Source organism: Parabacteroides sp. KHUB-03 (genome assembly GCF_056640975.1).
Genome location: NZ_CM153257.1, coordinates 366,558 through 393,271 on the forward strand (window position 1 = coordinate 366,558; position 26,714 = coordinate 393,271).

12 protein-coding genes are annotated in these 26,714 nt (G+C 39.1%); 8 read left to right on the top strand and 4 right to left on the bottom strand.

Features of this window, described 5'->3' with window-relative positions:
• The first annotated feature begins 14 nt into the window (after positions 1-14).
• A complete protein-coding gene (locus tag ACYIB7_RS01455; RefSeq protein ID WP_103983469.1) occupies positions 15-1,694 on the top strand; it encodes a SusD/RagB family nutrient-binding outer membrane lipoprotein in 1,680 nt (559 codons plus the stop codon).
• Between the two features lie 223 nt (positions 1,695-1,917).
• Positions 1,918-4,587, top strand: coding sequence for a glycoside hydrolase family 2 protein (locus tag ACYIB7_RS01460; protein ID WP_480337895.1), 2,670 nt, complete (start codon positions 1,918-1,920; stop codon positions 4,585-4,587).
• Positions 4,588-4,595: 8 nt separating this feature from the next.
• On the opposite strand, the gene ACYIB7_RS01465 is transcribed toward ACYIB7_RS01460, so the two are convergent.
• From ACYIB7_RS01465 to ACYIB7_RS01480, 4 genes are all read right to left on the bottom strand, one after another.
• Positions 4,596-5,201 carry an L-threonylcarbamoyladenylate synthase gene (locus ACYIB7_RS01465; protein ID WP_103983467.1) on the bottom strand — a complete coding sequence of 202 codons (606 nt, stop codon included), beginning with the start codon at positions 5,199-5,201 and terminating at the stop codon, positions 4,596-4,598.
• 1 nt (position 5,202) lies between these two features.
• Positions 5,203-6,060: an enoyl-ACP reductase FabI gene (locus ACYIB7_RS01470; RefSeq protein ID WP_103983466.1), complete on the bottom strand. Its 858-nt coding sequence runs from the start codon at positions 6,058-6,060 to the stop codon at positions 5,203-5,205.
• 226 nt (positions 6,061-6,286) lie between these two features.
• Complete coding sequence (locus tag ACYIB7_RS01475; RefSeq protein ID WP_103983465.1) at positions 6,287-8,752, bottom strand: bifunctional UDP-N-acetylmuramoyl-tripeptide:D-alanyl-D-alanine ligase/alanine racemase; 2,466 nt, start codon at positions 8,750-8,752, stop codon at positions 6,287-6,289.
• Between the two features lie 3 nt (positions 8,753-8,755).
• Positions 8,756-9,742, bottom strand: coding sequence for a GSCFA domain-containing protein (locus ACYIB7_RS01480; RefSeq protein WP_480337898.1), 987 nt, complete (start codon positions 9,740-9,742; stop codon positions 8,756-8,758).
• 549 nt (positions 9,743-10,291) lie between these two features.
• Here ACYIB7_RS01480 and ACYIB7_RS01485 point away from each other — a divergent pair.
• The 6 genes from ACYIB7_RS01485 to sov all read left to right on the top strand — a co-directional run bounded on the left by ACYIB7_RS01485 (position 10,292) and on the right by sov (position 26,686).
• Positions 10,292-13,513, top strand: a complete 3,222-nt coding sequence (locus ACYIB7_RS01485; RefSeq protein ID WP_103983463.1) for a DUF6383 domain-containing protein — start codon at positions 10,292-10,294, stop codon at positions 13,511-13,513.
• Positions 13,514-13,825: 312 nt separating this feature from the next.
• On the top strand, positions 13,826-15,721 hold the full coding sequence (gene dxs / locus ACYIB7_RS01490) for a 1-deoxy-D-xylulose-5-phosphate synthase (protein WP_480337899.1): 1,896 nt from the start codon (positions 13,826-13,828) through the stop codon (positions 15,719-15,721).
• A 43-nt stretch (positions 15,722-15,764) separates the two neighbouring features.
• Entirely contained in the window at positions 15,765-17,102 is a 1,338-nt protein-coding gene (gene trkA, locus ACYIB7_RS01495) for a Trk system potassium transporter TrkA (protein ID WP_103983461.1), read from the top strand.
• A gap of 27 nt (positions 17,103-17,129) precedes the next feature.
• On the top strand, positions 17,130-18,584 hold the full coding sequence (locus ACYIB7_RS01500; RefSeq protein WP_103983481.1) for a TrkH family potassium uptake protein: 1,455 nt from the start codon (positions 17,130-17,132) through the stop codon (positions 18,582-18,584).
• Between the two features lie 75 nt (positions 18,585-18,659).
• On the top strand, positions 18,660-19,250 hold the full coding sequence (gene ruvA, locus ACYIB7_RS01505) for a Holliday junction branch migration protein RuvA (RefSeq protein WP_103983460.1): 591 nt from the start codon (positions 18,660-18,662) through the stop codon (positions 19,248-19,250).
• Positions 19,251-19,267: 17 nt separating this feature from the next.
• The gene (gene sov / locus ACYIB7_RS01510) at positions 19,268-26,686 is read left to right on the top strand and encodes a T9SS outer membrane translocon Sov/SprA (protein WP_480337901.1); all 7,419 of its coding nucleotides are present in this window, start codon (positions 19,268-19,270) and stop codon (positions 26,684-26,686) included.
• Positions 26,687-26,714: the final 28 nt, after the last annotated feature.

Below are 26,714 nucleotides of genomic sequence, written 5' to 3' on the forward strand. Positions count from 1 at the left end.
AAACGTCTATCATTATGAAAAAGAATATATTTAAACAAATAAAAAACACATTGCCGTTTTGGGGAATTGCTCTTATAATGGGAGCAACGGCTTGCACGGATAGTTTTGAAAATATCAATACAAATCCAAACGGTCTGAAGCCTTCACAGGTGAAAATCGCATCCCGTTTCAACCAACCGATAGTTTCTGTATATTTGAATTATCAAAATAGAAACTATGAATTCCAACTACAGCAAAATCTGAATGCAGATCTGTATTCTGGCTATATGGCTAATCCGACGCCTTTTAACGGAAATAAGAATAATTCAACTTATGCACTACAGGAGGGTTGGAATGAGACCCCATTCAAAGCTGGTGAGCTTTATGTAATGAAACCTATCAGTGATATTCTGAAATCAACCGAAGCTTTGGATTATACTTCTATTGCTAAGATTATTCGCGTAGAAGCTATGCACCGGGTTGTAGATTGTTATGGACCTATTCCATATACAAAGGCTATGCAGGGAGGTTCATCTGTGCCTTACGACGATGTAGAAACGCTTTATAAAACTTTCCTTACAGAACTGGAAGAGAGTGTAAATGACTTAACTACTTTTGTTGATGGAGGTAATGCAGAATCTAACCGTTTGTCAGACTTTGACATAGTGTGTGGTTCGGATCATAAGCAGTGGATTCGCTTTGCTAATACATTACGTTTACGTCTTGCTATGCGTCTTTCTGTTGTTGCTCCGGAAATAGCACAAAAAACAGCAGAGGCTGCCGTCGGCCATAAATATGGCGTATTGGTAGCTGGCAATAAAAATGTGGAAGTGATAGATGCAACATTAATGAATCCTTTGGCTGAATGTAATATTGGTTACAATGATATGCGTGCAGGTGCATCTTTGGTAAGTCTTTTGCAAGGGTATAGCGATCCGCGTTTACCAATCTATGTTACACAAGTTGGATGGTTTAAAGACAAAGGTGTAAGTCAGGATATAAAAGATAGCCAGGGTAAAAAAACGAATAAGATTGGCCAATATGTTGGTATTCGTCAGGGAACTCTGGTAGATAAGGATATTTATCAGGTATATTCTACTGTAAATATGTCTTTAACAACAAGAATGGCTGATTATACGGGAAATAATGTTCAATTGTCTAATCATTTGCCGTGGATGAAAGTTGCAGAAGCTTATTTCTTGCGTGCAGAAGGTGCTTTGCGTGGTTGGAACATGGGTGGTTCTGCAAAAGAATTATACGAACAAGGAATAAAAGTATCGTTCGACGAATATGGTATTCCTGCTTCGGAATATGCAAAGTATATTGAGAATAATACAGGTGTGGGTGCTGATTATGAAGATCCTCATAATACAGTAAACAATATTAAAGGGCTTGATAAGTGTACTGTTAAATGGGACGAAGCGGCTTCAAAAGAAGACAAACTTCATAAGATAATTAACCAGAAATGGTTAGCTATGTATCCTGAAGGCCAGGAAGCATGGAGCGAATTCCGTCGTACAGGCTACCCTAAATTATTCCCGGTAGTGAATAACTTTAGCGCAAACATTGCAAATGGCGATTTTATCAAACGTCTTCCTTTCCCGCGTAATGACAAGAATGCTAATGCTGCTGAAGTTGAAAAGGCCAAAGCTTTGTTGAACGGTCCGGATAATGAAGCTACTCGTCTTTGGTGGGATACTGGTAGGAATTTCTAACCAGCATTTGGTTAGTAATTTATTATAACGGAAAAAGCCTGTCTGACAAAAAGAGTCGGACGGGCTTTTTTGTTTTATGGGGCTGTAATGTAAATATATTCAGATAGGCAACTAAACCGAAAAGGATAGGCATCGGGATTATATTTGGTAAGCATTTGGTAAATGTGGAACGATGGAGGGTATAATTTTATTCTTATATTTATACTCTAAACTAATTAGTGTTATGAAAAAATATAATTGTAACTTTTTCACTGTATGGTTATGCCTTTTGTGCTTACTTGTTCCGGTTCATATTAAGGCAATAGAAGTCATTAAGTTGCTTGAGCCGGGTCAAAAAGTGTTGTTGAACTCCGGCTGGATTGCCCGAAGGGCAAATGAGGTAAAAGTAGATGGCAACACACTCTCGGCAGTCCCTTTTGATAAGGCAGGATGGCTATCTGCCCGTGTTCCCGGTACGGTACTGACTACAATGTTGGAGAATAAATTATTCCCCGCTCCGGAGTTTGGGGTGAATAATAACCTGATACCCGATATTTATGAAACAGGTTCCGGTTTTTATACTTTCTGGTTTGTGAAAGAATTTAAAACGCCCGACTTACCTCAGAATAAAAATGTATGGCTTAACTTCAGGGGAATAAATTATAAAGCGGATATCTTTCTGAACGGAAAACGTATCAATGCGACTACACATGAAGGAATGTTTCTTCGGAAAAGTTTTGACATAACTCCTTATCTTCATTCCGATAAAGCCAATATTCTTGCTGTTATTGTATTTCCTCCTACTTATCCCGGAAACCCGAATGGCGGACAAGGTGGCGACGGAATGATTGCCCGCAATAATACAATGCAATATACCCCGGGCTGGGATTGGATTCAGCCGGTGCGTGACCGTAATACCGGCATTTGGGATGAGGTTTCTATTACGACAACAGGTGCGGTTAAAGTGGAACATCCTTACGTAATAACTAAAGTGCCCGGTATACGCAGTCCTAAAGATAAACAACAGAAGGATGCGTTTGTAAAAACCTCTGTGGAACTGGAAAACACTACAAACGTGCCACAGCAGGGTATGCTGGTCTGTGAAACAAACGGGCAAACATTGAAGCAGTCTGTTTCTTTGCAGCCGAAAGAAAAGAAATGCATTGCGTTTAAAGATTTGAGTATAAGGAATCCGGAACTTTGGTGGCCTAACGGCATAGGTAAACATCCCCTTTATAGAATGGACATTCGCTTCGAGCAGAATGGACAGGTCAGCGATAGCGAAAATCTTCATTATGGTATACGCGAAATCGCGACCGAAAAAGATCCGGTTACGGGTGGACGTATGTTCTTTGTTAATGGACAGAAAATTTATATTACAGGCGGAAATTATATCAACTCCGATTGGTTGCTTCGTCTTTCTCCCGAGCGTTACCGGGATGAGGTACGTTTCCATGCCGAAATGAATTTGCGTATGATGCGCGTATGGGGTGGGGCTTTGCTTGAACGCCCTGAATTTTATGATGCATGTGACGAATACGGTATTCTGGTTTTTCAGGATTTATGGGGTAGTGGAGATTGCAACGGCGCCTGGGAAGATCCTACGAAACTGGAATCGCAGGAACGTCGTTGGGAATATCCGGATAATCATGATTTGTTCATAGCTTCTGTTGAAGATCAGGTAAAGATGGTGCGAAATCATCCAAGCCTTTGTTTCTGGTGTGGCGCGAATGAATGGCCTTTGGCAAAAGATATAGATGAAAAGTTGAAAACGGAAGTATTCCCTAAGCTCGACCCTGAACGTCTTTTTGCCAGTTTTTCTACAGATACGGTATTTACCCGCAATTTGTTAGGTGATAATGGAGATGGTCCTTACGGTATCCAAGAGGTAGAGTGGTTTTTTACTTTTCGTTCTCATCCGTTTAATCCCGAGGCCGGGTCGGTTGGTTCGCCGGAAATCGAAAGTATGCGCGAGATGATGACGGAGCAGGACTTGGCGGAATTTCCACGTAGAGGCCGGACGCGTAATTACGTGTGGCGCTATCATAAGGATTTGGGCTATCTGGATCAGTTGGAGCGTTTGGGTGAGGTGAAGGATATTGAGACGTATTGTAAGCATGCGCAAGTAGTAAACTATGATCAATACCGTAGTTTTATGGAAGGATGGGCTTCTAATATGTGGAAATGGTATACCGGTATATTGATATGGAAGACCCAGAATCCGTGGACTTCTTTGCGTGGTCAGATGTATGACTGGACATTGGATGTAAATGCTTCTTTATATGGTACGAAAAAAGGATGCGAACCTTTGCACCCCTTCTATAATCCGGTTGAAAAACAAGTAGAACTGTTGAATACGAATATCTACGATTGTAAAAATCTTTTAGTAAAGGCCGAGATTTATGATCGGGAAGGAAAACGTGTTTGGGAAAAGGAAACTATAGCCGATATGGATGCTAATACGGTGAAAGAATTGTTTACCGTTACCGAACCACAAAGCGTGAGCGGTGTTTATTTTCTGAAACTGACGCTTGCAGATAATGAGAGTAAAGAGCAGATTACGTCCAATATTTATTGGTTGACTACTTCGCCAAAGGATTATACTACTTTATATCAGTTGCCAAGAACAACACCCCGTTTGCAAGCCAGATTGGTTAACGGTGGAGGTACTACTTACTCAGGAGTTGTTGAATTGGAGGCTGATAAGAAAATATCTTTCTTCAATCGTATTAAAGTGTTTGATAAAGAAACCGGAAAGCGCATACTGCCTGTTCACTACTCCGATAACTATATCACATTGATGCCGGGAGACAGACAACAGGTAAAACTGGATTTTACTACTTCTGTTCCTAAAGAAAGGATTGAGATAGTAGTGGATAGTTGGACTGCCGATCGTATGGTTTGTCCTCAATAGGTATTTTGCTATATCAGTTCACCTTTTCCCTGGCGGAGTATTTCAAAATCGTTGGTTGTACAGTCTACAATAGTAGATGCTTCGATGCCTCCGTAACCTCCGTCAATGACAATATCGACCTGGTTCTCATATTTCTCATGAATGAGTTCCGGGTCGGTCGTGTATTCAATCATATCGTCTTCGTCGTGCACGGAAGTGGTAAGGATGGGGTTACCCAGTTCTTTTACCAAAGTACGGATGATATTGTTGTCGGGGATACGGATTCCTACTTCTTTGCGGTTTTTGTAAATCTTAGGCAGTTCGCTGCTTGTTGGAAGGATGAAAGTGAAAGGACCTGGTAAGTTTTTCTTCATCAGTTTGAATACCGCATTGCTTACTTTTGCATATTCGCTCAGGTTTGAAAGATCATAGCAGATAATAGAGAGGTTGCTCTTCTGCGGGTTGATGTTTTTCATTTGACAGATCTTTTCTACTGCACGTACATTAAGAGCATCGCAACCAATAGCATAGACAGTATCGGTAGGATAAATAACAAGACCCCCGTCTTGTAAGACGGAGATTACCTTGTCTATTTCTCTTTGATTCGGATTTTCAGGGTAAATCTTTATAAGCATATTAGCCGTAAATGATATGTCCGTCTTTATCCGCGTAATCGTCCAGGCACTTGCTATACTGGTGCATAGCACGAAGGCTCATACCCATGCTTGAGAAGCCTCCGTCGTGGAAAAGATTCTGCATAGTTACTTTGCGTGTAAGGTCGGAGAACATCATGATGCAGTAGTCGGCACATTCGTCGGCATTAGCATTACCCAGAGGGCTCATCTTATTTGCAAAGTCCATCAGATGATCCATTCCTTTTACACCACTACCTGCTGTTGTTAATGTTGGCGATTGTGAAATGGTGTTGATACGGACTCCTTTTTCGCGACCGTAGATATAACCGAAACTGCGGGCGATAGATTCCAGCAGGCTTTTTGCATCGGCCATATCGTTGTAGCCAAAGAATGTACGTTGGGCTGCCACATAAGAAAGGGCTATAACAGAACCATATTCTGCAATAGCGTCCTGTTTTTTAGCAACCTGCAACATCTTGTGGAAAGAAATAGCGGAAATGTCCAGTGTCTTTTCCAGCATATCATAATCCAGATCGTCATACGTACGTTTCTTACGGACATTAGGACTCATGCCGATTGAATGTAATATGAAATCTATTTTGCCACCAAGTATTTCAACGGATTTTGAGAATACCATTTCAAGATCTTCCACGCTGGTTGCATCTGCCGGTATTACTTCTGCATTTAGTTTTTGCGCCAAGTCATCTATCTGACCCATACGAACTGCTATGGGAGTATTACTTAAAGTAATGGTTGCTCCTTCTTCTACGGCTCTTTCTGCCACTTTCCAGGCAATAGACATTTCATTCAGTGCACCGAAAATAATGCCGCGTTTGCCTTTCAATAAATTATGACTCATACTTAATTATGTTTATTTCGGCACAAAAGTACACAAAATGTGCGATATGTACAAACCGAAAGATTTTCCGCACGGAAGGAAACCTTTCATATACATTTGATTAATTTTGTGAAGCCGATCATTAACTTATATATTTTAGCTCTCTTTATCAAAACAATGCAATTGTTGCCATTGTTTTGTCATAGCCCGAATATCTGCATTGGCAATATCTATATTCTACTTTTTACTATTCTCTGTAGTATACCCTTTTGACCCTTGGCGATACGGATGTAAGTATTTCGTAAGGGATGGTTTTAAGTTTGTCCGACAGTTCGCTAACCGGAAGATCTTCTCCGAAAATAATAACGGAATCGCCTTCGTGGGCATCAATGTCTGTTACGTCTATCATGCAGGCATCCATACATATATTCCCTATTATGGGACAACGATGTCCATTGATCAGAACTTCTCCGCCACCATTACTAAAGTGCCTGTTCAGGCCGTCCGCATATCCAATCGGGATGATGGCTATGCGTGAGTCCCGTTTAACAAAGCTCATCCGGCTGTATCCGATAGAATCTCCATTGGGGACGTTTTGAATTTGTAATATGGTTGTTTTGAGTGTACTTACATTTCTTAGTCCTTTTTGTCCGGATGCGCTTACACCGTATAAACCGATACCCAAACGAACCATATCCATTTGGTATTTTGCAAATCGTTCTATTCCGGCAGAATTAAGGATATGTTTGATAACGTTATACTCCAAACCGGTTTCCAGTTCGGCAGAGGCTTTTGCGAACTTATCCAATTGTTGCTGGGTGAAATCATCGAATATGTATGAATCGCTTCCTGCTAAATGAGAGAATACGGAACGAACTGCTACACCAGATTGTTTTTTTATCCGTTCGCATACAGCCGGAATATCTTCGGGCTGGAAGCCCAACCGGTGCATTCCTGTATCGATCTTGATGTGAATGGGGTAAGAAGTAATGCCCCGGCGTTCTGTCTCATGAATCATGGCCTCTAAAAGGCGGAAGCTATAAACTTCCGGTTCCAAATGATTTTCAAGTAAAACATTGAAACTGCTAAATTCCGGATTCATCACAATGATAGGGATAGAGATACCTTCTTTACGTAATTCGGCTCCTTCATCAGCAACGGCAACAGCCAGATAATCACATCGATGTTCTTGCAGAGTCTTAGCTAATTCATACGAGCCTGCCCCATAAGCAAAAGCTTTAACCATACAGACCATTTTTGTTTCCGGTTTTAGCTTAGACCGGTAATAGTTGAAGTTATGAACAATGGCATCCAGATTTACTTCCAGGATGGTTTCGTGCACCTTCTTTTCCAGTAATTCTGAAATTTGTTCAAAATGAAAATGGCGGGAGCCTTTTATGAGTATAAGTTCGTCTTTGAATTTACGGAAAGAGGGGGATTTGATAAAGTCTTCTGTTTTTAGGTAAAACTCTTTCTCCATTTCGAAGACATTTCCATATTCACATAAATCGCGGCCAATGCCTATTATACGGTCTACTTTCTTTCTGCGAACCAGATCTGCTACTTTTTTGTAAAGGGATTTAGGCAATGTGCCGGATTGCAGGATATCGGAAAGTATCAATGTGCTTTTCAGTTTTTTCTCGACACGCCGACTTTGTTGAAAGTCTAGAGCTATATCCAGCGAGTTGATGTCCGAATTATATGTGTCGTTGATTAACAGGCAGTTATTTATTCCTTGTTTTACGTCCAGTCTCATCGCGACGGGTTCCAGATGCGAGAATTTTTCTTCGTCATTTACACTGGTTGGCTTTAGGTAAAGCATGGCAGCCATACAATGTATCACGTTTTCGATAGAAGCATCGTCTGTAAACGGAATCGTATAGACGCGATTAAATCCTAATAACGTGCAATGGATAGTTGTCTTATTTTCTTTTTTCCGGATCGATTCAATGAATAAAGGGGCTTCCGAATCTGTACGGCTCCACGCAATTGCTTTATGTGACAGACATGCCGATTCTATGCAATTTGCGATGAATGCGTTATCTCCGTCATATATGATAGCTTCGCAATCATTGAATAAACTCAGCTTTTCCAAACATTTTTGTGTTGTTGAAACAAAATTTTCCTGATGTGCTTCCCCTATATTCGTGATAATTCCAATGGTGGGAGCAATAATGGGCTGTAAACGCTCCATTTCATCCGGTTGCGAAATTCCTGCTTCAAAAATACCCAGTGTGTGTTTTTCATTTATTTGCCAGACAGAAAGCGGTACTCCCAGTTGCGAATTATAGCTCCGGGGCGAACGAACGATATTAAATTCGTTATGAAGTAATTGATATAGAAACTCTTTTACTATTGTTTTTCCGTTACTCCCGGTTATACCTATTACGGGTATATTAAATCGTTTGCGATGATTGGTCGCTAATTTTTGAAGGGCTTTTTGTACATCTTTTACCACAAGAAAGTTCGCATCTGCCATTGCGTCAAACTCCGGTAAGATTGTGCTTACAACAAAATTGCGAACACGAAGTTTGTACAATTCTGCGATATATTTGTGCCCGTCATTTGTTTTTGTTTTAAGGGCAAAGAAAAGACTTTGTTCCGGAAAAGAGAGGCGGCGGCTATCGGTAAGCAAAATGCTTATAGTGTTGTCATGTAGTTTGTCTGTTTTTGTTCCTATAATTCCGGCAACTTCTTTAATAGCGTATTCCATTCCTTACTTTAGTTTAGACTTTATTAATTCACACTCTGTTGAGATATCAAAGGAAGGTATTTTATTGCTAATACGTTCCATCTTTAACAAAGTTTGCGACATAAATTGTTTATAGGCTTCACTTTCCGGTTGAAAGGGCTTGTGATTAAGCGCTTTTTTTATTTCATTCCATTCTTTAAATATTGTTAGACTTTTTGAAGATAGACAATTCTCGACAAATCTTTGCCAAATATATTCTACTGCCAAAGACGATGGGTGTAGCATGTCATCTGCATAAAATCGATAATCTCTGAGTTCATCCATCATGATTTCGTATGCTGGAAAATAGGCTGTTTGTGTTGGAAAATTGGTTTGTATTTGATCAATAGCCAGTAATAAAGATGCTTTGCTGAGCTGGTTGCCATGTGCTCCGTCCTTCCAGTGACGGATAGGGCTAACGGTAAACAGAATTTTAAGTTCCGGATTTTGTTCCCACAGAGATAATAGCAAGCAATTCCAATCATCAATAATACTTTGGACAGATAGCATTTCGCGCAAAAACATCTTGTCCGGTAGTTTATGGCAGTTGGAGACGATTTGTCCGTTACTTTTTAATTTATAAACATATGCTGTTCCAAATGTAATGACCAGACATTTGGTCTTTCGCAAATATTCGGCAGATTTTAAAAGCCGTTGATTCATATTTTCCAGACATTCTGTTTCTGAGATAGACGAAAACCTACTATGATGCGTAAAACTATGATAAGTGCCTTCGTGTAGAAACAGATCATCTTTCGTGAATTGTTCAGGTCGTAAAAGCATCCGTAATGCAGAAGCTATAGAAGCCGGATTGTATAGTGTACCAAATGGATTGATATCTACATCGAATTTATTTTCCTGTAGCTTATTTCCTATGTTTTCGGCAAAACAGGAGCCTAGTAATATGATTTGTTCTCCGTATTCAAATGAGAATTTGCATTTGGGTATTACTATGTGTGTTGAAAACTCCATTTATACATCTTTTTTATAGACAAATGTATAAAATATTTGAATGCCGTCTAGCTATGCACGAAAAAAGAAATGATCGGGATGTTTTTGTAAAATCATCGGGATGAATTTTTAATAACATCGGGATGAATTGAAATATGGCGTGCGAATGTTTTGGTTAAGCGGTTGTTCATATGATAAACAGTAATTACAAGAATGTACGCGTACATTAAATATATAATATACTTGTTCTGTTTGTAATATGTTGTTATATAATTGATTATAGATGTCTGAAGCGACTAGGGAAAACGATCGTTTAGATTCGTCATTGCAAAGGTACATCTTTCTTTCATTCTTGCAACGGTTTTATATTCTTTTTTTTCTTCTCTATCTTCTTTCTTATCAACAATATAACCTATAGCATACAAAACAAACGATTCCTGTTACAAACAGGCCAAAAATGGTCAATAAAATGACTAGGGAAAATGATCGTTTTCCCTAGTCATTTTTTATAAGGACGATCGTTGATAATGAACTTATTACACTTTAGTATTAATATTAAATTTTTAGATTATGAACAAAAAGTTTTCTACTCTTGTAGGTGGCTTGGCTTTACTTAGTTCATTGACAGTGGGGGCTGCTGACTTCGCCAATGTGAATTTTGCGGGAGCTAGAGCTATTGAAAAATTGCCTGCTAGCGACAATGGCTTGTATCAGTTGGGAAATGGCTCCTTTACCGGAACTTATGCGGACAGTGTTGTCTATATGAGTAAAGATGGAGCTTTGCAATTTGTGCCGACTCCTGCTAATGCCGACAGTTTGGCAAATACATTGTGGTGTGTCAATGTGGCTGCTCCTGAAAAGTTGGGTCAAAATCCTACATTTGACTTTATCAACAAAGGTACAGGCCAGCGCTTGGATATTACAATGACCGGCCTCGAAGGTTTGGGCACAATGGAATGGCCTGCTCTTAAGGATTCTGTAATAGTTGGTGGTGAAGTCTATGGATGGGCTTTCTCTAAGTCTTATGAAGGATCACTTGAAAAAGGAAAGCCTTTGTATTCTTATTATAAAACAGACTCTGTTGTTGGTCTTGGTTATAATCCGAGTAACGGATATTTTTATGCAGTAAAAGCAGATGCTACAGAAGCTGCAATTAAAGATGCTGTTGATGGTCTTTTCTTTACTAAACTGACTATTCAGACTGCTCCTGAAATTATTTTGAATGCAAATCAGATCAATACTATTTTCGGTCAACAGAAAGCCGATGCTGGTGTTAATTTGAAATTTAAACCGGAAGTAGCGAAGAACAATCCATTTAACGACAAGAGCAATAAATTCTTTGCAAAACAGGTTGATAATGGCAGTGGAGATTCTACGAGTTATGTTTATGTATTGAAAGCAGACTCTTCGTATTTACGCGTAGATACTTCTTATGCTAATACAATTGGTCATGGTTATTTGGCTTATGGCTGGACAGGATTGAAGGAAACTACAAATAAGATTTCTGCTACTGATTCTTTGAACAATTCGGCATTGAAAGCTCAACACCAGTTCTTGTTCACATATAGACCTTCTGTTGATAGCGTTAATATCTATGTTCACCGTGCTACATTTAAGACAAGCGAAACTGCTAAAACTTGGTCTGCACCTACTGATACTGTTGGATTTGAAAATGCCAGAGTATTTGCTCAGGATTTGGGTACAGAAAAGGTTTTGACAATAGATAGTTTGGACCAGAATGTTCATATTTCTTTGGGTTATGCCGGTTGCGCTGAAGTTGAAAGTGATAGAACTTCTGTACCTAGCGGTTTGTATATTATCAAGAATGCTAAGGGTGAAGTGCTAGCTGCTCCTATCCATAAGAATGGAACTTCTATCGAATGGGTAAAATTGGATGCTCAGGAACCGAGACATATGCCTGCTTATCAATGGGTAATCGTTCAGAATCAAGAGGCTCTGCCTAAAACATCTACTATTAAGGTTATTAACCGTGAGTTTAAAGCTCAGAACGTAGCATCTTTGCAATTAACTAGAGATAAAAATGATAACATTGTTACTGCTGATGCTTCTTTAGGTTTGAATGGAGGTGCTTTGATATTTGACAAGATCGGAAGCCAGGAAGGTGACTCTGCTTTCATTAAAGATGCATATTTAGGTTACAAGCGTGTAAAAGCTGCAGATTTGGATGTTACTAAGTTTAAATTCAATTATTTGCATGCATTCAATCACAACAAGTGGATTGGCTTGAACAGTTCTGCAGATTCAGTTCTGTATGTACAGGATGATTACGCTCCGTTCACAATGAAAGAAGGACGTGATAGTGTGTATGGTGTTGACGTAACAGCAGATCTTTTGAAAAAGATCCCGGGTCTGGCTCAACTACGCAGAGTTCACTATGTTATTTATAACGGAAGCAAATCTTTGAAAGAAACAGCTGCCGGAGATAAATACTCTGTAAGTTCGGTTGTTCCTGTAGATACCTTCTACTTCAAAGAAAACAACCATTATGATGGTAAGCATTACTATGCATTTGTAGAAAATAACGGCTATTGCCAGATTGCTGATGATGCAAATAAGGTAGGTGTTGCCGATGACGGTCTTACAACTCCTCTGAAAGTTCAGAACCTGACTGCAGAATCAAGAACTTCTGCTTTCACTGTGGAAGAAATAGACGCTCCTCTTTACAGACGTTTCAATAATGCTGAGTTAGAAGGAAACGAAGGCGATGCATCTGATACATTAAGATTTGTAGAACAATATCGTGGTGAAGTATTGCAGATTGAAGGAAACAAGAACTTTAAAGTTCCTGGCGTAGACTTCTTAGGTATTTATACTGAAGGTGCTGCTCCTTCCGGATTGTCATTCATTGTTGATACAGCTTGGGTTAACCGTGGTTTGGGTTATATCAAACCTCAATACCTGATCTCAATCGAACGTGATGATGTTAAGGGTACTCCGTTCCAGAGATGTGCAGAATGTCAGAGACTGATCGATGCAGGTAAAGAGCCTATCAAAGATTGTAAACATGACATCCAGGCTACTCCTGATATGCGTTTCGGTAAATATCTTGTAAACTTCGCAGATTCAGTTGCTTTAGGAAAAGAAATTGGTTCTACAAAGAAAGGTTATAACTGGAAAGAATATGACCGTGCAGGTTTCGTAAAAGCAATCCAATATGGTGATAGCTTGTATATATTGAAAGATGAATTTGCAGGTGTAACAAAGAAGGATGTAAATCCTGCTTTGCTTGCTAAGATTATCAAAGCTAATGATGCTGTTACCGATAGCCGTAAGGGGTATATTGTAAACTTGACAACTGATAAGCACAAACTTATAACATGGTCAATGCGTTATGTTAAACCGGGTACTGATAACAAGACTTTCTTGATTGAATCAATGAAGAAAGCTAGTGATAAGGATATTGCTCCTGAATATGCAGCATGGTTGAAGATGCAGAATGGTTGCTTGGTATTGTCAGATAAGGCAACTTCTGAATTCAAAGAAATGACTGGTGGTGATGATGCTTTGATCTTTGATGTTAAGCATGTTGCTAACGACGAAATTGCTACAGATAATGAAGTGATTACTAATTCTGGCATATCAATTATTGCAGGTGAAGGTAATGTAACAGTTACTGGTGCCGCTGGTAAGAAAGTCGTTATCACTAATATCTTAGGCCAGACAGTTGCAACAGCTGTAGCTACATCTGATAATGAAACTATTGTGGTACCTCAGGGTGCAGTTATAGTAGCTGTTGATGGTGAGGCTGCTGTAAAAGCAATGGTTAAGTAATTAAGCAAACGAATTTATAATCAAATATTTTGAATGCTACGTAATGGCTCTCTTTCGGGAGAGCCATTTAGTAACTTGTGAAAAGCGAACAAGTAGCATTATTACTAAGTAAAAAATAAAGTTCTAACTGTCAATACTTCTGTGAAGAAGAACGACAGCTACAAGACAAGCCTTATCAGTTAAATAGACTGATAAGGCTTTTGTATTTATGTCAACAAACTAAGCCTGCAATGGAGTATATAGAATAATTGACCGGCTAAAACTATTATATATGCCGTTAATTCTTTACTTTTGCCACAAAAAGTAATAGAAATGGCGGAATGCAAAAATAAGCATATATTGAGCAGCATAAATAATCCTGCAGACCTGAGAGGGGTGTCGCAAGATAAGCTGGTAGATGTGTGTGCTGATTTACGTCAGTATATTATAGATGTCTTATCTGAAAATCCGGGCCACCTTGGAGCCAGTCTGGGTACTGTTGAATTGACAGTTGCACTCCATTATGTTTTTAATACCCCCTATGACCGGATTGTTTGGGATGTGGGGCATCAAGCTTATGGACATAAGATATTAACCGGACGCCGTGATGAATTTCATACATTGCGCCGTTTTAAAGGAATAGGTGGCTTTCCTAATCCGAAAGAGAGCGAGTATGACGCGTTTATTGCCGGACATGCTTCTACATCCATATCAGCTGCAATGGGTATGTCTGTTGCTTTTGCTTTGAAAAATGAACAAGATCGTCATGTAATTGCGGTTATTGGTGATGGTGCCATGACAGGCGGATTGGCTTTTGAAGGGCTGAACAACGCTTCTGCAAATCCTAATAATTTGCTTATTATACTGAATGATAACGATATGGCTATTGACCACAGTGTAGGTGGACTTAGCCAGTATCTTGTAGATATTACAACAAGCCAGACTTACAATAAAATGCGGTATGATGTGTATCGCGGACTGCGTAAGATGAAATTGATTAACAACGATCGTCGTGAAAATATACTCAGGTTTAATAATAGCCTGAAAGCGTTGCTTACTCAACAGCATAATCTTTTCGAGGGATTCAGTATTCGTTACTTCGGACCTATTGATGGTCATGATGTAAATTATTTAATAAAAATACTGAATGATATAAAAGATATGCAAGGACCTAAATTATTGCATATCAAAACAAAAAAAGGAAAAGGATTTAAACCTGCAGAAGAGTCGGCAACAGAATGGCATGCTCCGGGACGTTTTAATAAAGAGACAGGACAACGCATAGTTGTGCATAGTTTGGAAGAACCTCAGCTTTATCAGGATGTGTTTGGCCATACACTGGTAGAATTAGCAGAAAAAGATGATCGGATAGTAGGGGTTACTCCTGCAATGCCAACCGGATGTTCGATGACTTATATGATGAAAGCCTTTCCCGACCGGGCTTTCGATGTAGGTATTGCAGAAGGACATGCTGTTACTTTTTCAGCGGGTTTGGCAAAAGAAGGTATGATTCCTTTTTGTAATGTATATTCATCGTTTATGCAGAGAGCTTATGATATGCTTATTCATGATGTTGCCATACAAAAGTTGCACATGGTTATTTGTTTGGATCGTGCAGGTTTAGTTGGTGAGGATGGAGCAACGCATCATGGTGTTTTTGATATGGCTTATCTCAGACCTGTACCGAATTTGGTAATTTCATCTCCCCTGAATGAACTGGACTTACGAAACCTTATGTTTACCGGATACAAAACGGCAAATGGTCCTTTTGTAATTCGTTATCCGCGTGGTAAGGGTGAAAAAAAGGATTGGCGCAATGAAATGACGATATTGCCGGTAGGCAAAGGCAGAAAGTTACGTGAAGGAAAAGATATTGCTGTGCTTTCGCTGGGATCTATAGGTAATGAAGTGATAAAAGCAATACAGATGGTTGAAAGTAAAGGCATATCTGTTGCTCATTATGATATGGTCTATTTGAAACCGATAGATGAAGAACTGTTGCATGAAGTAGGCCAAAAGTTTACTCGTATTATTACGGTTGAAAATGGTGTGATAAAAGGGGGACTAGGTAGTGCTGTCCTTGAATTTATGGCAGATAAAGGATATACTCCTTTAGTAAAACGTGTTGGTGTTCCTGATGAATTTATAGAACACGGTTCCATTCCCGAACTATATAAATTGTGCAATATGGATGCGGAAAGTATTGCTGGTTTAATAAGTTCTTTTTGATAAAGAGTGCGTAGTGTATGTATTTTAGACTATTTAGCGTATTATGAAGATTATCATTGCTGGAGCAGGTGAAGTGGGAACACATTTAGCAAAAATGTTGTCTCAGGAGAACCAGGACATTATATTGATGGATCCTAATGAGGAGCGTTTGAATTTTCCCAATTCGGGCATGGAGATACTTCCTATTGTAGGAAATCCTACTTCTTTGCGGGATTTGGAGGAAGCCGGTATCAGGCATACGGATTTGTTTGTAAGTGTCACTCCTGAAGAGACGACAAATGTGACTGCTTGTATTCTGGCTCACCGGTTAGGTGCTCATAAAACATTTGCACGAATCAATAACTATGAATATCTGTTGCCTAAAAATAAAGAATTATTTGAGAAGTTGGGCATTGGCTCTATGATCTATCCGGAGATGTTGGCAGCAAAAGAGATTGTAACTGCCGTACGTCGTCCGTGGGCCCGTCAATATTGGGAGTTGTTTGGCGGGGCACTTATTCTGATTGGAGTGAAAGTACGCGATAATGCCCGTATTGTTAATCGTCAATTGTCGGAGTTGTTGAATGAACAGAAACTTTATCATATTGTAGCTATTAAGCGCCAGAATGAAACGATTATTCCTCGGGGTACAGACAGGATTGAACCTGGAGACATTTTGTTTTTTACAACTACTAAAGCACATATAGAAGATGTGCGCATGCATGCAGGTAAGAAAGACCCGGAAGTGAAAAAGGTCTTTATTATGGGGGGGAGTCGTATTGCAATTCGCGCTTGCCAGTATCTGCCGAATAATATCCGCGTGAAAGTTTTGGAAACCAATAAAGAAAAAAGCCATCGGATAGCGGAAGTCGTACCCGGTAATGTGCTTATAATTAATGGTGACGGGAGAGATACGGATTTGTTGATGCAAGAAGGAATCAAAGATGCACAGGCTTTTATAGCTTTGACTGAAAATTCGAGTACAAATATATTGGCATGCCTTGCTGCTAAGCGTTTCGGAGTATTTAAGACAATTGCTAAAATTGAAAATATTGATTATATATCATTAGCCGAAAGTATGGATATTGGTTCTGTTATCAACAAAAAATTGATTGCTGCCAGTCATATTTATCAATTTTTATTGGATGCGGATGTCTCTAATGTGAAATGCCTGACATTTGCCAACGCTGATGTTGCTGAATTGGTGGCACGCCCTAATTCGAAAATCACAAAAAAGCAGGTTAAGGATTTGCGCCTTCCTCGTGATATGACTTTGGGGGGACTTATCCGGGATGGAGAACCTATGATGATTAAAGGTGATACGCAGATACAAGCTTACGACCATGTTGTTGTATTTTGTCTGGATACGGCAATGCGTAAAATAGAAGACTATTTTAATTAGTTGGCAGTTGGCAATTTATAAGATATGTTGTTGAATATTCGTTTTATAATTAAAATGCTGGGAGGAATGTTTATCCTTGAGACATTATTTCTCCTTGCTGCTACGGCTGTGGCATTTATTTATAAAGGGGACGATGTAATCCCTTTATTGCAGTCTTGTGGGATTATGTTTGGTACCGGCCTGGTTTGTTACATGATTGGTTTTCGGGCAAACGAATATAATGTAGGACGACGGGAAGGTATGTTAATCGTTACATTGACGTGGATATTTTGTTCTTTGCTGGGAATGCTTCCTTTTTATATAGGCGGATATATTAATACTGTGACCGATGCTTTCTTTGAAACGATGTCGGGATTCACAACCACCGGATCTACTATCCTGACAGATATTGAATCATTGCCTAAAGGTGTTTTATTTTGGCGGAGTTTGACACAATGGCAAGGAGGGATCGGAATGGTGGTTTTTACTGTGGCATTGTTGCCGATTTTTGGTGGAGGAGCGGCGCAGATGTTTGATGCGGAGACGCCTGGTATTACGCACGAACGTTTTCGCCCGCGTATTGCTCAGGTTGCCAAACGCTTGTGGGGTGTGTATATGATTCTGACTATTATTCTTTGTTGTTTTTTGTGGGCAGGACCGATGGATTTGTATGATGCCGTTAACCATGCTATGACAACGATGGCAACAGGGGGATATTCTACTAAAAATGCTAGTATTGCTTATTGGAATTCTGCATATATTGATTATGTGATTACGTTCTTTATGTGCATTGGAGCTACTAATATGGCGTTGATTTATTTCTTTTTTAATGGAAAATATGGAAAGCTTCTGAAAGACGAAGAAACCCACTGGTTCTATATATTTGTAGCGGGGACAATGCTGATTGTTACTTTTTACCTGATGCAAAAAGGATTTGCCGGTAGTTTTGGGGAGGCATTTCGTTTGGCATCGTTTCAGGTTGCAACCTTGGTTTCTACTTGTGGATTTGCGACAGCCAACTATATCCCTTGGGGGCCTTTTTTCTGGTTAATAGCTATCATTCTGATGATAATCTGTGGATGTGCCGGTTCCACCTGCGGAGGTTTTAAGATGGGACGTTTTATGATTCTGACAAAAAACTTACTGAATGAATTTAAGAAACGGACACATCCCCATGCAGTAGTGCCGGTACGTGTAAATGGTCATGCTTTGTCCGATGAGGTTGTATATCGGGTTTTGTCGTTTGCTTTTATTTATATTAGCCTGATAGTGGTGGGTTGTCTGCTGCTGATGGTTGATGGAGTAGGTTTTGAGGAATCGATTGGTTCTGCTGTATCAGCAGTGAGTAATACAGGACCCGGTTTGGGGAGCGTAGGACCTGTTGATAATTTTTCTGCATTACCTGACTTTTCGAAATGGGTGCTTTCATTCCTGATGATGACTGGACGTTTGGAGATATTTACTGTAATTACAATATTGCTTCCCGGATTTTGGAAGCAGTAATTTTTACGATTCGTAATATACGTTTTCGTTTAATTTTACGTTATAAAAGATACGAATCATTAAGTTGACACATAAATGATAGAATATATAAAGGGCGAAATTGTAGAACTTACGCCTGCACGTATGATCCTGGAATGTAGTGGCATTGGTTATGAGTTCAATATATCTTTAAATACATATAGTGCTTATAATGGGAAGTCTGCGGGGAAAATTTATGTATATGAAGTTATAAGGGAGGATGCCCACCTGTTGTTTGGTTTTGCCGAAAAAATAGAAAGGGAGTTATTTTTGCTTTTAACTTCAGTATCGGGAGTTGGTCCCAATACGGCACGAATGATTCTTTCTTCCCTTCCTCCTTCCGAATTAATACAGGTTATTTCGACAAAAAATGAGACGGCTTTAACAGCTGTGAAAGGGATTGGGGCGAAAACAGCACAGCGTATATTGGTCGATTTAAAGAGTAAAGTGAAACCGGTAGAAGGAATTGCTGTTTCTTCTACATCTCCGGTTCCGGGTAATACGGCAATAGTTGAAGAAGCGGTAGCAGCGTTGGTAATGCTTGGTTTTCAGAAAGCTGCTTCTCAAAAAGCCGTGAATACAATATTAAAAGGGTCACCCATGTTGGCTGTTGAGCAAGTTATAAAAACTGCACTCAGAATGCTTTAATTTTCGGGTTGGAAATAATGAGAAAACGGATACTGAAATATATTCTGTGGATTGTTGTTTTATTGTTTGGGGTCGGTATGTATTCTTTGAATGCCGACTACTTGACTTATACTGCCTCTTTGCCTGAACTTGAAGTAATAAGTGCTCCCGAAGATACAATTCCACCCCGTTTTCCTGTAGCCAAGACTTCTCCTCAGGAATATGAAGATATTGTGAAACAGTCTCCTGCCGATCTCCGTAATCCTGAAAATGTAAAAACCGCTGTGGAATATGACTTAAAAACAGGCACTTACATTGTTCGAACCAAACTAGGCGATATGGAATTGGGAACACCTATGACTTTAACGCCGGAAGAGTATCAGGATTATAGTATGCAACAGTCGTTGCGTTCTTATTTCCGCCAGAAAAATGAAGAAGAATTCCAAAAGGAGGCAAATAAGCAGTTCAACCTGACAGATATGCAATTTAATATTGGTGCTGCAGATCGTATATTCGGTCCGGGTGGAGTACGGGTTAAAACACAGGGTTCTGCCGAACTTACGATGGGATTGAAGAATAATAAAGTACAAAACCCTTCTTTGCCGGAGCGTTCCCGGAATCGGACATTCTTTAATTTCGATGAGAGTGTACAATTAAATGTTCAGGCTTCTGTTGGAACGAAAGTGAATTTTGGTATGAATTATAATACTGAAACATCTTTTGATTTTGATTCTAAAAAACTGAAACTGGCATATACCGGAGAAGAAGATGAAATAATAAAATCTTTGGAAGCGGGAAATGTAAGTATGACTACTAATAACTCGCTGATTAACGGAGGTGCAGCTTTGTTTGGTATTAAGACCGATTTGCAGTTTGGAAAACTTCGTGTAAATGCATTGTTTGCCCAGCAGGAGTCGGAATCGAAAACTGTTAATTCTAAAGGCGGAGTACAAACAAAGCCCTTTGAAATAACAATTGATCAATATGATGAAAACCGACACTTTTTCCTTGCTCAGTATTTTAGGGATACGTATGATGATGCAATGAAAAAATTGCCTTATATTTCTTCTTCCATTACGATTAACCGTATTGAGGTCTGGATTACAAATAAAAGAAGTAATTATGATCAATCCCGTAATATTGTTGCTTTCTCTGATTTAGCGGAACATAAACATATAAGTAATACTTCTTTTATTCAGCCTGCCGGATCTAGTAATTTACCTGCAAACGGAGCTAATAATTTATATAGTAAGCTACAAACGATTGATGGTGCCCGTGAAATTAGCAGAGTGGGGCAGGCCTTACAGGGAAGTCTGGATGGGGGAAAGGATTTTGAAGAAATAGAAAGTGCCCGCAGACTGGATGAATCCGAATATACTTATAGTAAACAGTTGGGATATATCTCATTGAAAACACAATTGCAACAGGATGAAGTATTGGCCGTAGCATTTGAATACACTTCCAACGGGCAGGTATATCAAGTGGGGGAATTTTCTACTGACAATTCCAATAATACTGCCAATTGTCTGTTTGTGAAATTGCTGAAAGGTGTTACAATGGCACCTAATATGCCTTTCTGGGACTTGATGATGAAAAATGTCTATTCTTTAGGCGCTTATTCTGTACAGAAAGAAAAGTTTAAGTTGGATATTATGTATCAGAGCGATTCTGCCGGTACATATGTAAATTATATTCCGGAGCCTTCACTTAAAAATCAGATATGGTTGAAGTTGATGAATTTAGATCGTTTGGATTCAAAGAATGAACCTTATGCTGACGGCTTTTTTGACTATGTTGATGGTTATACTGTTCAATCGGAAAATGGTAAAATTATTTTTCCGGTAATTGAACCGTTTGGCTCAAACCTGAAAAATAAAATAGGTAATGATGCTATTTCTAAAAAATATGTGTATCAGGAATTATATGATTCTACATTGACTGTTGCGCGACAAATTGCAGAGAAGAATAAGTTTATTATGCGTGGGGAGTATAAAGCTTCATCAGGTTCTGAAATTCAACTCGGGGCTACTAATGTAGCACGGGGATCGGTAAAAGTAACAGCAGGTGGAGCGATTCTTACAGAAAATGTAGATTATACTGTAGATTATACTTCCGGTACGGTAACAATTTTGAATGAAAGTATTATTTCTGCCGGAACTCCTGTCAGTGTTTCTCTTGAAAACCAGTCGATGTATAATATGCAGCGAAAGACAATGATGGGGCTCGATTTGAATTATCAGTTCAGTAAAGACTTTAATCTGGGTGCAACAATTATGCACATGTCCGAAATGCCGCTGACTACTAAAACTGCATTTGGTGATGAATCTATTAAAAATACATTATGGGGCGTGAATGCCTCTTATAAAGGCGAAAGTCAATGGTTGACCAATATGCTTGACAAGCTACCTTTGTTGACATTGACTAAACCAAGTCAGATATCTTTCAATGCAGAATTTGCCCATTTGATAGCCGGGCATTATGAAAATAAAAATACCGGAGGATATTCTTATCTGGATGATTTTGAATCTACTCAGAGTGGTTTTGATTTGTTGAATCCATATCCCTGGAATTTAGCTAGCACTCCAACTGATGAGGGTTCATCTGCTTTATTCCCGGAAGGGAAGTTCGTAAATAATATAGAATACGGAAAAAACAGGGCTTTATTAGCTTGGTATTATATAGACGGTATTTTTACGCGTAAAAATTCATCCGCTTTACCCAGACATTTAAAGGAAGATAAAAAGCAATTGTCTAATCATTATGTGCGTGCTGTTTATTCACAAGAATTGTTTCCGAACAAAGATTTGGGATATAATGAGAATAATACTCTTTCTGTTTTGAACCTGGCTTACTATCCGAACCAACGAGGACCTTATAATCTGGATGCAGACAATGTAAATCCGGATGGAACGCTGGCTGCACCTGAAAAGAGATGGGGCGGAATTATGCGTAAGATCGATCAAAGTGATTTTGAGACGGCCAATATCGAATATATAGAATTTTGGTTGATGGATCCTTTTATTTATGACCGTGATGTGAAAGGCGGCGATCTGTATTTTAACCTTGGGGAAATTTCGGAAGATATTCTGAAAGATGAGAAAAAGTTTTTTGAAAATGGTTTGCCTATAGATGGGGATGTGTCAAAGGTAGATACTACTGTCTGGGGTAAAGTCCCTCGTCAGCAAAGTACAGTATATGCTTTTGATAATACAGCCGGAGCTAGAAAATTGCAGGATGTAGGTTTGAATGGCTTATCAACTGCCGAAGAGTTAGGTTTCGATACATATGTGGAATTTTTGGAGAAACTGAAGCGTAAGTTGCCGGCTTCTACGGTTGCCAATATGCAAAATGATCCTTTTTCTGTGTTTAATGATCCTGCCAGTGACAATTACCATTATTTCCGTGGTGAGGACTATGATGAACAGGAAAAGAGTATATTGGAACGTTACAAACGTTATAATGGAACAGAGGGAAATTCAGAAGAATCAACAGGCCGGTATAATACATCTGCAAAGAATTTACCGGATGTGGAAGATATAAATCAGGACAATACGCTGAATAAAAATGAAAAATATTATGAATATAGGGTTTCTGTCCGTCCGAAAGATTTAGTGGTAGGAAGTAATTTTATCGTAGATAAGCGCGAATCTTCTGTAAACTTGGTAGATGGTACAACAGATAAAGTAACCTGGTATCAGTTTAAAATACCGGTAAAGAAATACGATCGTGCAGTTGGTGGTATCAGTAACTTTAAGACGATACGTTTTATGCGTATGTATTTGACAGATTTTCGTGATTCTACATTTTTCCGTTTTGGAACATTCCAATTGGTAAGAGGCGACTGGCGTTCGTATGAACAGGATTTATCCAATCCAAAAGTACCTCCTACGATTAAAGGTACTTTGGAGGTTTCTACCGTAAATATTGAAGAAAATAGCGATCGCCAACCTGTCAATTATGTGCTTCCTCCGGGAATCAGCCGTATGCTTGATCCTGGTCAGCCTCAGTTAGTGCAACAGAATGAACAGTCTCTTTCGTTGAAAGTAACTAATCTGGCTCCTCAGGATGCAAGGGCTGTTTATAAAAATACGTATTATGATTTACGTCAATATAAACGTTTGCAACTGTTTACACATGCGGAGGCTTTCAGCCCGAACGTTTCAGAACTTAAAAGTAATGAATTGTCGGTTTTCATTCGTTTAGGATCTGATTATAAGAACAATTATTATGAATATGAAGTACCATTGCGTTTGACACCTCATAGTGATCAGTATAATTCGAATAATTCGGATGACAGGGAAGCTGTTTGGCCTACTTCGAATAAGTTGGATTTTAGCTTGGAAGAACTGACGAATATTAAGATGGAGCGTAATCGTGCAAAACGTATGGGAGCAGGCGATGTTACGTTTCAGACCGTGTACTCCAGAAATGATTCTGAACATCCGTTGAATAAAATCAGTATTGTGGGTAATCCTTCTTTGTCTGAGGTTAAAACAATTATGATTGGTGTTCGTAATAATTCCAGGGAAATAAAAAGTGCGGAAGTCTGGGTTAATGAACTTCGTTTGACCGACTTTAATGAATCGGGAGGTTGGGCTGCTAATGCAAATTTGAATGTTGCTTTATCAGATCTGGGAACGGTAAACCTTGCGGGACGGATTGAAACGGCAGGTTTCGGTGCTTTAGATCAGTCTTTGAATGAACGTCGTTTAGATGATTATTCTCAGTATAGTGTAGCAACCTCTATTGAATTAGGAAAATTATTTCCTGAAAAAGCAAAGGTGAGCGTACCATTATATTATGCTTATTCGAAAGAAGTTACAAATCCAAAATATAATCCGTTGGATCAGGATATAAAACTGTCGGATGCTTTGGATGAAATGGAAACAAAAGCGGAAAAAGACTCTATCAAAAACTTTGCACAGGACCGTAATATTATTAAAAGTATTTCATTTAATAACGTGCGGGTTAACATACAGAGCAAAAATCCGATGCCATATGATCCGGCGAATTTCTCTTTCGGATATTCATATAGCGAAAACAGTAAACGGAATCCTGATACGGAATACGAAACAACCAAAAATTACAGAGGAAATTTAGCGTATAATTATACACCCTATGTAAAACCTTTCCGCCCGTTTGGAAAGATAAAGAAGAGTAATGGATATACGAGCTATATTAAACAATTAAGCTTGAATTATGTACCTTCTAACATAAGTTTCCAAACGGCAATGATGCGTAATTATTATGAAATTCAATTGCGTGACTTGACGAGTCAGAGTAGTGGAGGGGATAAAGTACCTGTGTCATTCAGCCAGAATTTTTATTGGGATCGTGCATTTAGTTTACGTTGGGATTTTACTAATAATTTAAGTGCAACGTTCACTTCAGGAACGAATGCCCGGATTGAGGAACCTCATGTTCAAGTGAACAAGGAGCTGAATCCGGATGCATATAAGGTCTGGAAAGATTCGGTAAAACAAAGTATTGCAGACTTAGGTACGCCGATGAAATATGACCAATCTCTGTCTGTGACGTGGAATATGCCATTACAATTTGTACCTGCCCTTAATTGGGTTAATAGTTCATTATCATATAATGCTGCTTATAATTGGGATCGTGGGGCAGAAGTAGATGCTGAGACTGAAATAGGAAATATCATTAAAAACCAACGTCAATTTGATTGGCAGGGTAGTTTTAATATGCAGTCATTGTATAACAAAAATAAATTTTTGAAGAAGGTTAATCAGAAATTTAGCACCACTCGTTCTACAGCTTCCCGTGAACAAGAGAAGAAGAAAAAGGAGGTGAAACTGGAAAAAGAAATTCAATTGAATCCGGATAGTGGTACTATTGTCCAGCATGGTATGTTTACGAAAAAAGTTCGTATTAAAGCCCGCGGTGCTGATGGAAAATTATATTCAGTTAAATACAAACCTCTTAACTACGCACAGGTAATGATTCTGAATAAAGATACGGCACATTTAAAATTGACGATTTATCCCGGACCTAAACCAACTGAAGATTTCTTTTATAAATCAGCAGAATATGCTAGTCGTTTCTTGATGATGGTTCGTCGTATTAATGTTCAGTATTCTACGACGGCAGGTATGATGTTGCCAGGCTTTCGTCCGCAAATTGGAGATATATTCGGACAGAAAAGAAATAGTGGCATATTGGCTCCGGGGCTGGGCTTTGCTTTTGGTTCCGTAGACCGTAATTATATTAATGAGGCGGCAGACAGAGGCTGGCTGGTAATGGATTCCTCTAATGTAACTCCGGCCATGATCAATAATGCGAAGAATCTGACAATCCGTGCAAATCTGGAACCTATTCCCGGATTGAAAATTGATTTGAATGCAAATCGTGTTGATACCCGTAGTACGGAGATTCAATATATGTATGATGGTATGCCGGAAATTCAAGGCGGTAGTTTTACTATGACAACTATTGCTTTGGGGAGTGCTTTGGGAGGAAGTGGCAATGCTGGAAATGGGTACTCGTCTAAAGCATTTGATAAGTTCCTGTCCAATCGCAGTATCATAGCAGAACGTCTGGAAAATATGTATTCCGGTACCGTTTATCCGAATGCCGGTTTTATTGCGGGTACGCCAAATGCAGGGCGTCCGTATAAACGCGGAGGTGTTAGTTTAAATTCAACGGATGTATTAATTCCGGCATTTTTGGCTGCCTATACCGGGAGGAATCCTAATAATGTTGGACTTTCCGCTTTCCCTTCAATAGCCAGTTTGTTGCCAAACTGGCGTATTACCTATGACGGGTTGATAAAGATTCCGACAATAAAGAAATATTTTAAAAGTGTGATGTTGAGCCATCAATATCGTTGTTCTTATAGTGTAGGAACATTCTCTTCATTTCTGAACTGGGTCGATACGGGGCAGGATGGTCTTGGTTATATCCGGGATGTGTTAACTGGCAATCCAACACCTTCTTCTCCTTATGAAATTGCAGCAGTAAGCATATCTGAAGGATTTAGTCCTTTATTGGGAGTTGATGCAACCATGCTGAATAATGTAACGGCGCGTGCCGAATATCGCACTACCCGGAATCTGAGTTTGAATATTTCATCTTATCAGTTAGTGGAAGCTTTATCTAATGAGTTTGTTATAGGTTTGGGATATAAAATGACGGAATTCAACAAGGTATTGAAGATGAAAAAGACAAGAGACTTTAGTAATGACCTTACGGTTCGTATGGATTTTTCATTTCGCAAAATGCAATCATTGATCCGTAAGATAGAGGATGGTTTTACACAAGCTACCAGTGGCAATATTGCAAGAACAATCCAGTTCTCTGCCGACTATGGTTTAAGCCGTGCACTTACTTTAAGGGCTTTTTATGATTTGCAGGTAAATAAACCATTAGTATCGAGTGCATCATATCCGACTTCAAACTCAAACTATGGATTAAGTGTCCGTTTTTCATTGGCACAATAATTCGAAATATCAATAATAAACAGGTTAG

What these genes read in the sequence shown, in the direction of transcription:
- ACYIB7_RS01455 (WP_103983469.1), top strand. Translation starts at nt 15, where the DNA reads ATGAAAAAGAATATATTTAAACAAATAAAAAACACATTGCCGTTTTGG.
- ACYIB7_RS01460 (WP_480337895.1), top strand. Translation starts at nt 1,918, where the DNA reads ATGAAAAAATATAATTGTAACTTTTTCACTGTATGGTTATGCCTTTTG.
- ACYIB7_RS01465 (WP_103983467.1), bottom strand. Translation starts at nt 5,201, where the DNA reads ATGCTTATAAAGATTTACCCTGAAAATCCGAATCAAAGAGAAATAGAC.
- ACYIB7_RS01470 (WP_103983466.1), bottom strand. Translation starts at nt 6,060, where the DNA reads ATGAGTCATAATTTATTGAAAGGCAAACGCGGCATTATTTTCGGTGCA.
- ACYIB7_RS01475 (WP_103983465.1), bottom strand. Translation starts at nt 8,752, where the DNA reads ATGGAATACGCTATTAAAGAAGTTGCCGGAATTATAGGAACAAAAACA.
- ACYIB7_RS01480 (WP_480337898.1), bottom strand. Translation starts at nt 9,742, where the DNA reads ATGGAGTTTTCAACACACATAGTAATACCCAAATGCAAATTCTCATTT.
- ACYIB7_RS01485 (WP_103983463.1), top strand. Translation starts at nt 10,292, where the DNA reads ATGAACAAAAAGTTTTCTACTCTTGTAGGTGGCTTGGCTTTACTTAGT.
- dxs (WP_480337899.1), top strand. Translation starts at nt 13,826, where the DNA reads ATGGCGGAATGCAAAAATAAGCATATATTGAGCAGCATAAATAATCCT.
- trkA (WP_103983461.1), top strand. Translation starts at nt 15,765, where the DNA reads ATGAAGATTATCATTGCTGGAGCAGGTGAAGTGGGAACACATTTAGCA.
- ruvA (WP_103983460.1), top strand. Translation starts at nt 18,660, where the DNA reads ATGATAGAATATATAAAGGGCGAAATTGTAGAACTTACGCCTGCACGT.
- sov (WP_480337901.1), top strand. Translation starts at nt 19,268, where the DNA reads ATGAGAAAACGGATACTGAAATATATTCTGTGGATTGTTGTTTTATTG.